The organism is Rhizobium sp. ERR 1071 (assembly GCF_007828675.1).
In the GTDB taxonomy this organism is placed as follows: Bacteria; Pseudomonadota; Alphaproteobacteria; order Rhizobiales; family Rhizobiaceae; genus Rhizobium; species Rhizobium dioscoreae.
Window position 1 is genome coordinate 172,400 of record NZ_VITM01000003.1, and the last position, 13,449, is coordinate 185,848.

Sequence of the window (13,449 nt, forward strand, 5' to 3'; positions counted from 1 at the left end):
CATGCCTCTACTGTGAGGGCGCGTCCGGATGGCGTTTGCGCCGCCAGGATATGGCGACGATCGCTGCCAGCGCCACCGCTAAGCCATACCAGGTCACCGCATATTGCAGGTGATTGTTCGGCAGATCGATGATGGTGACGCCGCCGATCGGCACCCCCCCTGGATTGGGTGTCTTGTCGGCGTCGATGAAGAAGGGCAGCACCTTGTCCTTCGGCAGGCCGACGCTGGCAGCCATGACATCCAGATCCTTCCAGAAGAAGATGTTCTTGCCGAGATCATTGTCCGGCATGCCGTCGGGCCGGGCGACGAGCTTTGCGCGAGCGAGACCGATAACGGTCTGTTCGCCCGTCAGTTCGCCCTGCTTGCGCTTTTCGGGGTCCTTCGCCTCTGTAGGAACGAAGCCTCGATTAACGAAGATGAAGCGGCCGTCATCCAGCTGCAGCGGCGTATAAATGTGATAGCCGGGATCGCCATCGTAGGTGGCGAGGAAATGCCGCTCCTTGTCGTTGAGGTAATGGCCGGTGGCGGTTACGACGCGATATTCGATATCGCCGCCGGATGCCGCCATCGTCTCGATCGCCGACAAGGGCATAGCCGGTGCGTCCTTGCGGGCCGCGATGTCGGCCAGCAGTCCCTCTTTCCATTGCAGCCGCTCGACCTGCCATGTTCCAAGCCCGATGAGGATGACGAGCGCCGCGAGAAGAAGCAGTGCCTTGGCGATCTGCCACAAGGGATTGGCACGACGCACAGGCACTGCGGACTCAGTCACGATGGACGCGCCCTTCGGCGGCGTTGTTGCGATATTGCAGGGCGATCAGGATGCCCTTGCACCAGCGTAACGATAGAAGCGAAAGGATGATCGTCAGCGGCGCGAACAACACGATATAGACCCAGATCGGCGGCGCATAGTTGATCTGCATCCACAGGACCGAGCCGATAATGATGAAGCCGACGATCAGGATGACGAAGACCGCCGGGCCATCGCCCGCATCCGCGAAGGCGTAATCGAGATCGCAGGCCGCACAGCGCGGTTTCAGCGACAATAATCCATCGAAGAGCTTGCCTTGGCCGCAACGCGGGCAACATCCCTGTATGCCGACCTTAAAGGGATCGACGGGCGCAAAGAGGGCGCTGTCGCTGTGGGATGCCTCGTTTGGCGTCTTGTCTTGCTCTGAGCTCAAAGTTCTGTCTCGATCAGCCTAAAATAGCGGGCGATCACATGAACCTCGCCCCTATCATTATAACTAACTGCGAAGCATGCATCCGTCCAATCGAAAAGCTCTCAGCTCCTCCTCATCAGCCTCAAAACAAGCAAAGGGGATCGAATTCATGCCATTCAGCGAAAGCCGGCCGGCTGGCCAGATCGTCATTCTCAACGGTGCGCCGCGATCCGGAAAAAGCAGCATCGTCGAGGCGATACAGGCCGATTTTGAAGGCGTGTGGGTGAATCTCGGCGTCGACGCCTATGTGCGGCATATCACGCCTCCACGCTACCGTCCGGGCATCGGCTTGCGTCCCGGTGGCGAGCGGCCTGATCTCGAGCCGCTGGTTGCGCGCCTTTATGCCGCACTCTATGCCTCGATCGCCGCACATAGCCGCATGGGATTGAATGTCGTCGCCGAATTCGGTCATCATGACAGCTATTCGCAGCCGCTCGGCATTCTCGCTGATTGCGCCCGGCTGCTGACGGGGCTGCCCGTTCTGTTCGTCGGCGTGCGCTGCCCACTCGATGTCGTGATGGGGCGGCGGCTGGCCGAAGGGCCGGAAAGACGAGACACTTACGTCAAGCTCGAGGCTGGCATGCCTGTCCCTGCGCCGGTCATTGCCTGGCAGGAACAGGTACATCGGCCCGGAATCTATGATCTGGAGGTCGATACGTCGGTGAAAAGCCCCAAGGCATGCGCCGAGCAAATCCGGCAGTTGCTCGCTGAAGGTCTGCCTCATCCGACGGCATTCGAGAGGATTGCCTCAAGGGATTGAGGCCAAAAAATAAAAGGCGGTCGTCCAGCGCCCGCCTTTTGTTTTCAGAGATCGATACCGATCAGCCCGCCGCAAGCGGTGCGCCCCAGCTGCCCCAGACATAGATGCAGAAGAACAGGAACAGCCAGACGACGTCGACGAAGTGCCAGTACCAGGCGGCCGCTTCGAAGCCGAAATGCTGCTTCGGTGTGAAATCGCCCCGGATGGCGCGGACGAGGCAGACCAACAGGAAGATCGTACCGATCAGAACGTGGAAGCCGTGGAAGCCTGTCGCCATGAAGAAGGTCGCGCCATAGATCGAGTTTCTGAACTCGAACGGCGCGTGGGCATATTCATAGGCCTGGACGCAGGAGAACAAAGCGCCGAGCAGAACGGTGAGCGTCAGGCCCTGGATTAGGCCCTTGCGGTCGCCATGCAGCAACGCGTGGTGAGCCCAGGTGACGGTCGTGCCCGACAGCAGCAGGATGATGGTGTTGTAGATCGGCAGGTGCCAGGGGTCGAGAACCTCAACGCCTTTCGGCGGGAACTGGCCGCCAAGGAAGGCCGTGCGCGACGCCTGGATCGCCTCGTTCGGGAACAGGCTGACATCGAAATAGGCCCAGAACCAGGCGACGAAGAACATCACTTCGGAAGCGATGAACATGATCATGCCGTAGCGCAGATGCAGCGATACGACGCGGGTATGCGCGCCCTCATGCGCCTCCTTGATCGTGTCGGCCCACCAGCCATACATGACGTAGAGGATCACGGCGAGGCCGATGAAGAACAGCCAGGGCTGCGCGAAATTGATCCCGAACAGATGCACCGCGCCGCCATTCAGGTAGCGCATGAAGCAGACGCCGCCGAAGGTGATCACGAAGGCCCCAAGGGCCGCAATGATCGGCCACGGGCTGGGATCGATAATGTGATAATCATGTTTTCTCTGATGCGCCTCGGCCATATCAGCAATCCCCGAATAACTTTTTCCCATATTGCTTCCGGTCAAACCGAGAAGCACTCTCCATCAAAGTTTCTTTTCCACCGGCTTCGTACTGCCGTCATTGGAAGCCACGGGCTTTACGCCTTCCCGTGGGTAATAGGTATAGGACAGTGTCAGCGCATTGATCGTCTTGGTTTCCACAGCCTTGGTGATCTCAGGATCGACATAGAAAACCACCGACATCTCGCGCTTTTCGCCGGGCGCGAGATCCGTCTCGTTGAAGCAGAAACACTGGACCTTGTTGAAATAGACCCCGGCTTCCAGCGGCGTGACATTGAAGATCGCCTGGCCGCGCTCCATCTTGTCCGACTTGTTTTCGATCTGGAACTTGACCTCGACCGTCTCGCCGATCTTCGGGTTCACCGACTTCTGCAGCGGCTTGAAATCCCACGGCAGGCCCGGCGCGACATTGGCGTCGAACGAAACCTGGATCTGCTTGTCGAGGATGACGTTCGAGACCTGCTCGACGCGCTGCGTCGTGCCGTTATAGCCCGTCACCTGGCAGAACATGCGATAGAGCGGCACGGCAGCGGCGCACATGGCGCTCATGCCGACGACGAAGCTCAGGCACATGGCAACGATCATGCCGTTGTTACGGCCGCCGCTTCTCGTGCTCTTTGTGACCTCCCCCTCCATGACGCCTCCTCAAACGTGTCCGGAACCGACCTTGATGATGGTGATTGCGTAAAACAGCACCACCAGACCGGCAAGCACCAGCCCGAGCGCGATATTGCGCCCTCGCCGCGATTTCTTCTGCGCCTCGGTCAGCTTGACGAGTTCGATCATAGCCAGCCTCCACCGCTGCCCGACATCAGAACGGTAACGAGCCGGTCGATCAGCAGCGCGGAAAAGATCGCGAAAAGATAGAAAATGGAGAAGCCGAAGAGCTTCTTTGCCGGCACCATCTTCACGTCGCCATCGGCCATGCGCCAGACGGCGATGGAACAGTGCACGAAGATCACGCCGAGGATCGCGGCAACAATACCATAGCCAAGGCTCGCAAAGCCCATGAAGGCCGGCACGACGCCGACGATCGCGGTCAACACCGCATAGACGACGATCTGATTCTTCGTTGTCTGGATACCCGAGACATTCGGCAGCATCGGCACGTCGACGGCCTCGTAATCACCCATCTTGAAGAGCGCCAGTGCCCAGAAATGGGCCGGCGTCCAAAGGAAAATGATGAGGAAGAGCACGATGCTCTCGACCGGCACGCTGCCGGTCACGCAGGCCCAGCCGATCACGGGCGGGAAAGCGCCGGCTGCACCGCCGATGACGATGTTTTGCGGCGTCGAGCGCTTCAGCCACATCGTGTAGACGACGGCATAGAAGAAAATGGTGAAGGCAAGAATGCCGGCGGAAAGCCAATTGATTGCAAGACCGAGGATCGTCACCGAGAAGCCTGACAGCACCAGGCCGAAGGCCAGGGCTTCCGACGGATTGATACGGCCTGAAGGTATCGGCCGGCTCTTGGTGCGGGTCATGACGGCGTCGATATCGGCGTCGTACCACATGTTCAAGGCACCAGATGCACCGGCACCGACCGCAATGCAGAGGATAGCAATGAAGCCGAGAACGGGGTTGATATGACCGGGGGCCAGCACCAGGCCGGTGAAGGCAGTAAAGACGACCAGCGACATCACGCGCGGCTTCAGAAGCTCGAAATAATCGCGCGCACCCGCTTCCGACAGGCCGGTTTCGCCTTGCTTTGCGAGCGCTTCGTGATTGTCGATGACCGTCATTCTCTCTTCCAATTATCCGTTGAGCCGGACGCCGCTGATCACGGCGTCCGGAAATGAGCTACTTGATGCGCGGCAGCTCTTCCCACTGATGGTGCGGCGGCGGCGACGACAGCTGCCATTCCAGCGTGGTCGCACCATCGCCCCAGGGATTATCGCCTGCGACGCGCTTCTTTACGAAGGCATCTATAACGCCCCAGAAGAAGAAGCAAAGGCCTACGGCTGCGACATAGGAGCCGATGGAGGATACGAAGTTCCAGCCGGCATAGGCATCCGGATAGTCGATATAGCGGCGCGGCATGCCCGCACGGCCCAGGAAGTGCTGCGGGAAGAACACCATGTTGACACCGATGAAGGTGATCCAGAAGTGCCAGTTGCCGATCCGCTCATTGTACATGTAGCCGGTCATCTTCGGGAACCAGTAGTACCAGGCGGCGAAGATGGCAAAGACGGCGCCGAGCGACAGAACGTAGTGGAAGTGAGCCACCACGTAATAGGTCGCATGCAGTTCGCGGTCGAGGCCGGCATTGGCGAGCTGGACGCCAGTGACGCCGCCGAGCGTGAACAGGAAGATGAAGCCGAGCGCCCAGATCATCGGCGTGCGGAACTGGATCGAACCGCCCCACATGGTCGCGATCCACGAGAAGACCTTCACGCCTGTCGGAACCGCGATGACCATCGTCGCGAAGACGAAGTAGCGCTGGGTGTCGAGCGAGAGGCCGGTCACGTACATGTGGTGGGCCCAGACGACGAAGCCGACGGCGCCGATCGCGACCATGGCGTAGGCCATGCCGAGATAGCCGAAGATCGGCTTGCGCGAGAAGGTCGAGATGATGTGGCTGATCATGCCGAAACCGGGCAGGATCAGGATGTAGACTTCCGGATGGCCAAAGAACCAGAAGAGGTGCTGATAGAGCAGCGGGTCGCCGCCGCCTTCCGGCGCGAAGAAGGTCGTGCCGAAGTTGCGATCCGTCAGAACCATGGTGATGGCGCCAGCCAAAACCGGGAGCGACAGCAGCAGCAGGAAGGCGGTGATCAGAACCGACCAGGCAAACAGCGGCATCTTGTGCAGCGTCATGCCGGGAGCGCGCATGTTCAGGATCGTGGTGATGAAGTTGATCGCACCGAGAATCGATGAGGCACCGGCAATGTGCAGCGCGAAGATGACCAGATCGATCGCCGGGCCGGGATGGCCGACCGTGCCAGACAAGGGCACATACATCGTCCAGCCGCCGCCTGCGCCGTAAGCGCCTGCCGGGCCTTCGACAAACATCGAGAGAATGAGCAGCAGGAAGGCCGGAACGAGCAGCCAGAACGAAATGTTGTTCAGGCGCGGGAACGCCATATCGGGCGCGCCGATCATGATCGGCACCATCCAGTTGGCAAAGCCGCCGATCATCGCCGGCATGACCATGAAGAAGATCATGATCAGCGCGTGGGCGGTGACGAAGACGTTGTACATCTGCTTGCCGCCATCAATGGCAGCATCGCCCGAAAAGCCGTAGACCATCGACGCCAGACCGCTGAAGATCTGGATGCCGGGCTCCTGCAATTCCATGCGAATGGCAACGGAGAGGAGGAAGCCGATCACACCCGCGAAGATCGCGAAGATCAGATAGAGCGTGCCGATGTCCTTGTGATTCGTCGAAAACAGCCAACGTTCGGCGAAGGTCTGCTTGTATGCGTGATGATCGTCATGCGCGTGAGCGTCGTGAAGCTCATTCGAGTGATCGTCGTGTGCCTTGGATCCAGCCATTGTTCCTACCCTCTTACTTCGCCGTGTTTTCCGCGACATTGACGGTCGTCGGCTGATCGACGGCGGCCATCAGAGCCTTGTTCGCCTTGCCGACGTCGGTTGCAGCAGCGGCAAGCCACTGCTTATACTGATCATCGGAGACGACGCGGATGGCGATCGGCATGAAAGAGTGATCCTTGCCGCAGAGCTCGGAACACTGTCCATAGTACAAGCCTTCGCGGTCGGCATTGAACCAGGTTTCGTTCAGACGGCCCGGAATGGCATCGATCCTGATGCCGAAGGCGGGCATGGCGAAGGAATGGATGACGTCGGCCGGTGCGGCGGTGACAAGAAGGCGAACGTTCTTGCCGACAGGCACGACCATTTCATTGTCGACGGCAAGCAGCCGCGGATATTTCGACTTGTCGTCCTTGCCGGCGGCGGTGCGGTCCTGCTCCTTCAGCATGAAGGAATCGAAAGCAACCGGCGTCGCGCCGCTGCCCTCATATTCATAATTCCACTGCCATTGCGTCGCCGTCGCCTTGACGGTGACATCCGTCTTCTCCGGGAAGGTCAGCTGATCGGTCAGTAGATTGAAGGAGGGAATGGCCAGGAAGAGAAGAATGAGGACCGGCCCGATGGTCCAGATGACTTCGATCAGCGTGTTGTGACTCGTCTTGGATGGAACCGGGTTCTTGGAGGCCCGGAACTTGACCATGACCACCACCAGGAGGGCCAGAACAAGCAGCGTGATCGGAATGATAAACCAAAGCGTGTATGCCTCAAACCAGCGGATTTGATGCATGTTGCCGGTTGCCGCCTGCTGCATACCGGTTTCCCAAGGTCTCGGCTGATCGGCGTAGCTACCTGTCGCAAAAAGCAGACAGATCATAGCTGCCAGAGCCGCGTAAGCTCTCTTAATCACGATGTCTCTCCCTCCAGCGTTTGATCCCAGATCTTCCTCAAACGCAGTATCCCTACAATCCATTGCGCTTCAAACCACAGTTTGGGGTACTCCGCAACAACTCAAGACATTTGTTAGTGCGGCATTTTTGCGCGAATATCCCCCCATGCTTGTCCCGGACATGGCAAGCATTTCATCATCATACGAAAAATTGCATCGCGGTCCATGGCGCCGCCGGGACAAAATGGAGTAGACGTCGTATTTCCGCCGTAGTCGGTTGGAATCCAGCAGCCGGGGCTTTTCATTTGCCGGCCTGGGCTTCAACAATAGCGGCACTGATTCGAATCTAGAGGTTTCCATGGGTTTTCGTTCCCTCGCCCGGCTTTTGCTTGTTACCGGCAGCGTCGCTGCCGCAGTTGCCGCACCCGCATGGGCGCAACAGGCACAGCAGACTCAGCCGCCGGCGCAGCAGACCCAACAGTTGCAGCCGGACCAGCCGGGCCAACAGCAGCCGCATACGCAGCAGGTGCCAACGAGCCAGGTTCCGCAGCCGCCGGGTACGGTTCGCTCCAGCCATGGCGCATGGTCCGTCGTCTGCGACAAGCCGGCAGGCGCGGCAACCGAGCAATGCGCGCTGATGCAGAACGTGATTGCGGAGGATCGTCCCGAAATCGGTTTGTCCGTCGTCGTGCTGAAGACGGCTGACCGCAAATCCAAGATCCTTCGCGTGCTGGCGCCGCTCGGCGTGCTGCTGCCCAACGGTCTCGGCCTCAATATCGATGGTAAGGATATCGGCCGCGCCTATTTCGTGCGCTGCTTCTCCGATGGCTGCTACGCCGAAGTCGTGCTGGAGGATCAATTGCTGAAGACGCTGCGCAGCGGCGCCACGGCAACCTTCATCGTCTTCCAGTCGCCGGAAGAAGGGATCGGCATCCCTGTGGACTTGAAGGGCTTCGCGGACGGCTACGACGCCCTTCCCTGACCGGATGGGCTTGCTCTTGCGCGGTGCGAAGCCTACATCGGCTCTGAACGGAGCACATGACCCATGAATACCGATCTCCTTACCCTTTTCGATGCCGATGAAGCCAAGCTGCGCGGCATCGTGGCCGAGGCACTGTCCGGCGCCGACGACGGCGAACTCTTCGTCGAGCATGTCCAGGCGGAATCGCTGACCTTCGACAATGGACGTATGAAGGGCGGCAGCTTCAACACCGAGCAGGGCTTCGGCCTTCGCGCCGTTGCCGGCGAAGCGGTGGGCTATGCCCATGCGGGCGACCTGTCCGAAGCCGCCCTGAAGCGCGCCGCCGATGCGGTACGTGCGGTGACATCGGGCTATGCCGGCTCCTATGCAGCAGCGCCACAGCGTACCAACAAGGTGCTCTATGGCGACGAGAACCCGATCGGCACGCCGAGCTTCGAGGAAAAGGCAAAGCTCCTGCAGCGGATCGACAGCTATCTGCGCGACAAGAACGACAAGGTGCGCCAGGTGACGGCATCCATCGCCGCAAGCTGGCAGGTGGTCGACATTCTGCGCGCCGATGGTCATCGCCTCCGCGATGTCAGGCCGATGACGCGCGTCAATATCTCTGTCATCGTGGGTGACGGCGACCGGCAGGAATCCGGCTCCTTCGGCACTGGCGGCCGCATCGGCTTCGGCGATTTCGTCACAGAAGACAATTGGCATCACGGCGCCGACGAGGCGCTTCGCCAGGCGCTCGTCAATCTCGAGGCGATCGAGGCACCCGCCGGCACGATGGATGTCGTGCTCGGCTCCGGCTGGCCGGGCGTCATGCTGCACGAAGCCGTCGGCCACGGGCTGGAAGGCGATTTCAACCGCAAGAAGACATCGGCTTTCGCGGGGCTGCTCGGCCAGATGGTCGCCACTCCCGGCGTTACCGTCGTCGATGACGGCACGATCGAGAACCGCCGCGGCTCAATCACCGTCGACGATGAAGGCACGCCTTCGGCCTACAACGTGCTGATCGAGAATGGCAAACTGGTGGGCTACATGCAGGACCGACAGAATGCCCGGCTGATGGGCATGAAGGCGACCGGCAACGGCCGCCGCCAGGGCTATGCCCATACGCCGATGCCGCGCATGACCAACACCTATATGCTTGGCGGCGACAAGACGCCGGACGAAATCATCGCTTCGGTGAAGAAGGGCATCTACGCCGTTTCCTTCGGCGGTGGTCAGGTGGATATCACCTCAGGCAAATTCGTCTTCGGCTGCACCGAAGCCTACCTCATCGAGGATGGCAAGGTCGGCGCTCCTATCAAGGGAGCCATGCTGATCGGCAACGGGCCGGATGCGATGAAGCGCGTTTCGATGATCGGCAACGACATGAAACTCGATACCGGCATCGGCAATTGCGGCAAAGCCGGCCAATGGGTTCCCGTCGGCGTCGGTCAGCCGCATCTGCGCATGGACCAGATCACGGTGGGCGGCACCAAGGCTTAACCGCCCCGGCCTGCTACGCCTGAGGGCGAAAGAGCCACTTGCGCTCGACGGCAGCCGGCAGATCGAGGCCGTTGCGATGCGCGAATAGAAGAATATGGCCGAGCACATCGGCCGTTTCATCGGCAAGCGCCGTCGCAAGATCCGCGTCGCTCATGCCCTTGCGCCGCCCGCGGCCGGTGACCTTGTTCCAGATCTGGACCAACTCGCCCATTTCTTCCTGGAGTTTCAACACGAACCAGTCGTCGTCGCGCTCCATGCCGTTGTCGGCGGCGTAGCGTGCCGAAGCCGTTTCGAATTGCTCCATCAGATCTTTCAGCATCGAAATCGTTCCCTTTATGTTCCATTCAAATGAACGATTCCCGCAAAAAAGTCGAGCCGGCGGAGATTTGCTCCGCCGGCTCGCTTCTATCCAATCAAGATTGTGTTCAGCCCTTGCTCGGCAGGAGCATGCAATCGAAGTCCTTGCGCTTCAGAGCGGAGCAGGCCGAACTTGCATCGTCGCGGCTTGCAAAGCCGGTGAAGCGGGCGCGATAGACCGTGCTGGCGCCCTTGCCGACGGCTTCGGTATAGGGCGAGGCATTGGCGAGCGCATTGCCGGCCTTGGACTTCGCTTCCGAGAGCAAATCCTTGGCAGCCTGAGCGGTTGGCGTCGCCGCGATCTGCACCTGCCAGCTTCCGGATACCATCGGCTTGCTGGCGGCTGCCGCCTGCTTGTTGTCGACGAGGATCTCGTCCATCGCAGCCGGGCGATCCATCGGCACGGTGACGTTCGAGGTGGCGGCGAATGCCATTGGGACAACCTCGGTACGCTTGCGCGCCGGCGCAGGTGTCGTCGTGGCAGTGGTTTGGGCATCGACATCGACGGCAACATCGTCCGATGCAGACGCCACTTCAACCTGCTTGCCCATCTTGCCGCCGCCGACGCTCGCCATCAGGCGCGATGTTGCGATGGGGGCTGCCTTGGGCACATAGCGGTCCAGCAGCGACGCCATCATCGCGTCGCGACCGCGCGCCGTGGCGCCGCCCATGACGACGCCGATCACGCGGCGATTGCCCTGGCGCACGGCGCTGACGAGGTTGAAGCCGGAGGCATTCGTATAGCCGGTCTTGATACCGTCCATGCCCTCATAGCGATACATCAGGTTGTTATGGCCGCGCACGTAGTGGCCGCGGTAGTTGAAGCTCGTCTGCGAGAAGAGCCGGTACTCCTGGGGATAGTTATTGATGAGCGCGACGGCGAGCGTCGACATATCTCGCGCCGTCGTCCACTGCTGCATGTTCGGAAGACCGGATGCATTCAGGAAGGTGGTGCGGCGCATGCCGAGTTCGCGTGCTTTCTGCGTCATCATCCGCGCAAAACCGCTCTCGCTGCCGCCGAGCGCTTCCGCCATGGCGGTAGCGGCATCGTTGGCGGACTTGATGATCATGCCATCGACGGCTTCGCGGACAGTCACCGTACCACCGGGCTTGAGGCCCAGCTTGGTTGGCGGCTTGGCGGCAGCGAAGCGCGAAACCAGGATCCGCGTGTTCCAGCTCAGCTTGCCGCGATGGATCGCCTCGAAGGTCATGTAAAGGGTCATCATCTTCGTCAGCGATGCCGGATGGTTGAGGTCATCCGCATTGCTCGACGCCAGCACTTTGCCGGTCTTCGCATCCATGATGAAATAGGCGCTGCCGGCGAAGCTCGCTACAGGAGCGCTCAACAGCAAGACGGCCGCAGACAAAGCCATCAGAAGTCGTTTCATAATTGTCCCCAACCGAAAGAATGCCAACACACCGCATCAATCCCTGTATGATTTTGCGACAAAAAGCCTGATACCGGTGCGATATTGAGGCAACAGCCTCGATAGTTCTTCAATTTTGCCTTTCCTGGTAAAATAAGCATTAACGCATTGGAAATTATGACGAAGATTCAGTAAGGTTTAACGGGAATGCGCTACAGCGTTGACATTGGTCAACCGGGTCGAGCCGCATGGAACAGGGCATCAAGGTCCGCCTCAAGCGCACGATGATCTCAAGCGGGCTTGAGGCTGCCGCACTTTTGAAAGGTGCGGGGCTGATGCGCGATGTTGCCGGCCTCGGCACGATCTTCACCCTTCATCACGTCCGCCCTGCCCTCCCCTGCCGTTTTACACCCAATGCGCATCTGGAGGTCTCGCCCGACTTTCTCGATCAGGCGATCGCCCGGCTAAAACGGGACGGTTACGAGTTCATTGCACTCGACGCTCTTCCGTCACGGGCAAAAGAGGCCGGCAAGCCACCCTTCGTCGCCGTCACGCTCGACGATGGCAATCGGGACAATCTTGAACACGCCCTGCCAATCTTCGCACGCCACGATGTGCCCTTCACCGTCTTCGTCGCCCAGGGGCTTTCGGAGCGGACGCATAGTTTATGGTGGGAGACGCTGGGCGAACTGCTTGGCCGGCTTGATCGCCTGACATTCGATTTCGGGTCAGGAGAAGAGTTTCTGCCATTCGGCAAGGATAGCCAGAAGCATGCGGCATTTGCCCGCTTCGCCGCCTTTGTCCATAGTCATGAAGAAAGCGAAGCCGTCGGCCGGATCGATGAGCTTGCCCGGCGTCATGGTCTGGAACCGGTCGATATCGTCCGTGCATCTATCATGGATCGAGATGAATTGCGGCAGCTCGCTCGCCATCCCCTTGCCTCGCTCGGCGCCCATACGGTGAGCCATCGGGCCTTGGCAAGGCTCCCCGAAGCGGAGGCTGTCGCGGAGATGGCGCTTTCGGCCGATTATGTCGCCGACATCACCGGAAAGCGGCCAACCACGATCGCCTACCCCTATGGCACGAACGAGGCAGTCTCGGCGCGCGAGGGACGGCTTGCGGCTGAACTCGGCTTCTCCGTCGGCGTCACGACCCGCCCCGGCACGATCACGGCAGCAAACGGCAACTCCCTGCTATTGCCGCGGCTATCGCTGAACGGCCATTACCAGAAGCCCCGCTATGCGTCGGCGCTTGCATCCGGCATCCCCATGCGGCTGATGGGGCGCCGGGAAACGGCATAGGATTTACGGATACATCCGCACCTTTTGCCAGGCACCCTCCGGTACGTCACGGCGAAATTCGATGCGATCGTGCAGGCGGAACTGGCGGTCGTGCCAGAATTCGATCGACAGTGGCCGGATGCGGAAGCCGGACCAGTAAGGCGGGCGCGGAATATCGCCGATCGCGTAACGGGCGGTATATTCGGCAACGGCCTTTTCCAGCGCGAAGCGGCCTTCCAGTGGTCGCGACTGCTTTGAGGCCCAAGCGCCGATGCGGCTGCCGCGAGGCCTTGTCTTATAATATTCGTCGGCTTCCTTATCGCTCACCACTTCAACCAGGCCACGCAGGCGCACCTGGCGACGCAACGACTTCCAGTGGAAGCACATGGCCGCTTTCTTCTGGGAAAGAATTTCTTGGCCTTTCTGGCTCTCGAAATTTGTATAGAATACGAATCCGTCGCTATCGAAACCTTTCAGAAGAACCATGCGGACATTTGGCAGGCCATCCTTATCCACCGTTGCCAGCGCTACCGCATTCGGATCGTTCGGTTCGGTGGTCTCCGCCTCACGCAGCCAGGACGCAAAGAGACTGAAAGGTTCATTCTGCTCAGTGAAGTCACCGCTTGTTAACTCGTTTTCCGACATAT

General features: G+C 60.0%; 15 protein-coding genes. 4 read left to right on the top strand and 11 right to left on the bottom strand.

The features are described from left to right. Positions 1-7 precede the first annotated feature (7 nt). Positions 8-769, bottom strand: coding sequence for an SURF1 family protein (locus tag FBZ99_RS10975; RefSeq protein WP_145633090.1), 762 nt, complete (start codon positions 767-769; stop codon positions 8-10). Further along, positions 762-1,181 (bottom strand): DUF983 domain-containing protein, encoded by a 420-nt coding sequence (locus tag FBZ99_RS10980; RefSeq protein WP_069613871.1) that lies wholly within the window; start codon positions 1,179-1,181, stop codon positions 762-764. The genes FBZ99_RS10975 and FBZ99_RS10980 overlap by 8 nt, the downstream gene beginning before the upstream one ends. Before the next feature lie 148 nt (positions 1,182-1,329). On the opposite strand from FBZ99_RS10980, the gene FBZ99_RS10985 reads away from it, so the two are divergent. Next, positions 1,330-1,980, top strand: coding sequence for a chloramphenicol phosphotransferase CPT family protein (locus FBZ99_RS10985; protein ID WP_145633093.1), 651 nt, complete (start codon positions 1,330-1,332; stop codon positions 1,978-1,980). A 61-nt stretch (positions 1,981-2,041) separates the two neighbouring features. On the opposite strand, the gene FBZ99_RS10990 is transcribed toward FBZ99_RS10985, so the two are convergent. The 6 genes from FBZ99_RS10990 to coxB form a co-directional block, all read right to left on the bottom strand. Next, positions 2,042-2,920 carry a cytochrome c oxidase subunit 3 gene (locus FBZ99_RS10990; protein ID WP_145633096.1) on the bottom strand — a complete coding sequence of 293 codons (879 nt, stop codon included), beginning with the start codon at positions 2,918-2,920 and terminating at the stop codon, positions 2,042-2,044. Between the two features lie 63 nt (positions 2,921-2,983). Beyond that, positions 2,984-3,595 carry a cytochrome c oxidase assembly protein gene (locus tag FBZ99_RS10995; RefSeq protein WP_113331972.1) on the bottom strand — a complete coding sequence of 204 codons (612 nt, stop codon included), beginning with the start codon at positions 3,593-3,595 and terminating at the stop codon, positions 2,984-2,986. Between the two features lie 9 nt (positions 3,596-3,604). After that, complete coding sequence (locus FBZ99_RS11000) at positions 3,605-3,745, bottom strand: hypothetical protein (protein ID WP_015339051.1); 141 nt, start codon at positions 3,743-3,745, stop codon at positions 3,605-3,607. Beyond that, on the bottom strand, positions 3,742-4,701 hold the full coding sequence (locus FBZ99_RS11005) for a heme o synthase (protein WP_113353907.1): 960 nt from the start codon (positions 4,699-4,701) through the stop codon (positions 3,742-3,744). Before FBZ99_RS11005 ends, FBZ99_RS11000 begins: the two co-directional genes overlap by 4 nt. Positions 4,702-4,759: 58 nt before the next feature. After that, a complete protein-coding gene (ctaD, locus tag FBZ99_RS11010) occupies positions 4,760-6,454 on the bottom strand; it encodes a cytochrome c oxidase subunit I (RefSeq protein ID WP_145633099.1) in 1,695 nt (564 codons plus the stop codon). A 13-nt stretch (positions 6,455-6,467) separates the two neighbouring features. Continuing rightward, on the bottom strand, positions 6,468-7,358 hold the full coding sequence (gene coxB / locus FBZ99_RS11015) for a cytochrome c oxidase subunit II (RefSeq protein WP_145633102.1): 891 nt from the start codon (positions 7,356-7,358) through the stop codon (positions 6,468-6,470). A gap of 337 nt (positions 7,359-7,695) precedes the next feature. Between coxB and FBZ99_RS11020 the strand changes: the two genes are divergently transcribed. Continuing rightward, positions 7,696-8,319 carry an invasion associated locus B family protein gene (locus FBZ99_RS11020; protein ID WP_095436197.1) on the top strand — a complete coding sequence of 208 codons (624 nt, stop codon included), beginning with the start codon at positions 7,696-7,698 and terminating at the stop codon, positions 8,317-8,319. A gap of 63 nt (positions 8,320-8,382) precedes the next feature. Continuing rightward, entirely contained in the window at positions 8,383-9,798 is a 1,416-nt protein-coding gene (gene tldD, locus FBZ99_RS11025) for a metalloprotease TldD (RefSeq protein WP_145633105.1), read from the top strand. Positions 9,799-9,811: 13 nt separating this feature from the next. On the opposite strand, the gene FBZ99_RS11030 is transcribed toward tldD, so the two are convergent. Continuing rightward, entirely contained in the window at positions 9,812-10,117 is a 306-nt protein-coding gene (locus FBZ99_RS11030; RefSeq protein ID WP_113331988.1) for a pyrophosphatase, read from the bottom strand. Positions 10,118-10,223: 106 nt separating this feature from the next. Further along, positions 10,224-11,543 (bottom strand): D-alanyl-D-alanine carboxypeptidase family protein, encoded by a 1,320-nt coding sequence (locus tag FBZ99_RS11035; RefSeq protein ID WP_113353903.1) that lies wholly within the window; start codon positions 11,541-11,543, stop codon positions 10,224-10,226. A 227-nt stretch (positions 11,544-11,770) separates the two neighbouring features. Here FBZ99_RS11035 and FBZ99_RS11040 point away from each other — a divergent pair, with 227 nt between their 5' ends. After that, positions 11,771-12,823, top strand: coding sequence for a polysaccharide deacetylase family protein (locus FBZ99_RS11040; protein ID WP_113353902.1), 1,053 nt, complete (start codon positions 11,771-11,773; stop codon positions 12,821-12,823). A 3-nt stretch (positions 12,824-12,826) separates the two neighbouring features. On the opposite strand, the gene pdxH is transcribed toward FBZ99_RS11040, so the two are convergent. Beyond that, positions 12,827-13,447 (bottom strand): pyridoxamine 5'-phosphate oxidase, encoded by a 621-nt coding sequence (pdxH, locus tag FBZ99_RS11045; RefSeq protein WP_112605952.1) that lies wholly within the window; start codon positions 13,445-13,447, stop codon positions 12,827-12,829. Between the last annotated feature and the right edge of the window lie 2 nt (positions 13,448-13,449).

Coding starts and splice junctions, on each gene's coding strand:
- FBZ99_RS10985 (WP_145633093.1), top strand. CDS start 1,330: ATGCCATTCAGCGAAAGCCGGCCGGCTGGCCAGATCGTCATTCTCAAC.
- FBZ99_RS10990 (WP_145633096.1), bottom strand. CDS start 2,920: ATGGCCGAGGCGCATCAGAGAAAACATGATTATCACATTATCGATCCC.
- FBZ99_RS10995 (WP_113331972.1), bottom strand. CDS start 3,595: ATGGAGGGGGAGGTCACAAAGAGCACGAGAAGCGGCGGCCGTAACAAC.
- FBZ99_RS11000 (WP_015339051.1), bottom strand. CDS start 3,745: ATGATCGAACTCGTCAAGCTGACCGAGGCGCAGAAGAAATCGCGGCGA.
- FBZ99_RS11005 (WP_113353907.1), bottom strand. CDS start 4,701: ATGACGGTCATCGACAATCACGAAGCGCTCGCAAAGCAAGGCGAAACC.
- ctaD (WP_145633099.1), bottom strand. CDS start 6,454: ATGGCTGGATCCAAGGCACACGACGATCACTCGAATGAGCTTCACGAC.
- FBZ99_RS11020 (WP_095436197.1), top strand. CDS start 7,696: ATGGGTTTTCGTTCCCTCGCCCGGCTTTTGCTTGTTACCGGCAGCGTC.
- tldD (WP_145633105.1), top strand. CDS start 8,383: ATGAATACCGATCTCCTTACCCTTTTCGATGCCGATGAAGCCAAGCTG.
- FBZ99_RS11030 (WP_113331988.1), bottom strand. CDS start 10,117: ATGCTGAAAGATCTGATGGAGCAATTCGAAACGGCTTCGGCACGCTAC.
- FBZ99_RS11035 (WP_113353903.1), bottom strand. CDS start 11,543: ATGAAACGACTTCTGATGGCTTTGTCTGCGGCCGTCTTGCTGTTGAGC.
- FBZ99_RS11040 (WP_113353902.1), top strand. CDS start 11,771: ATGGAACAGGGCATCAAGGTCCGCCTCAAGCGCACGATGATCTCAAGC.
- pdxH (WP_112605952.1), bottom strand. CDS start 13,447: ATGTCGGAAAACGAGTTAACAAGCGGTGACTTCACTGAGCAGAATGAA.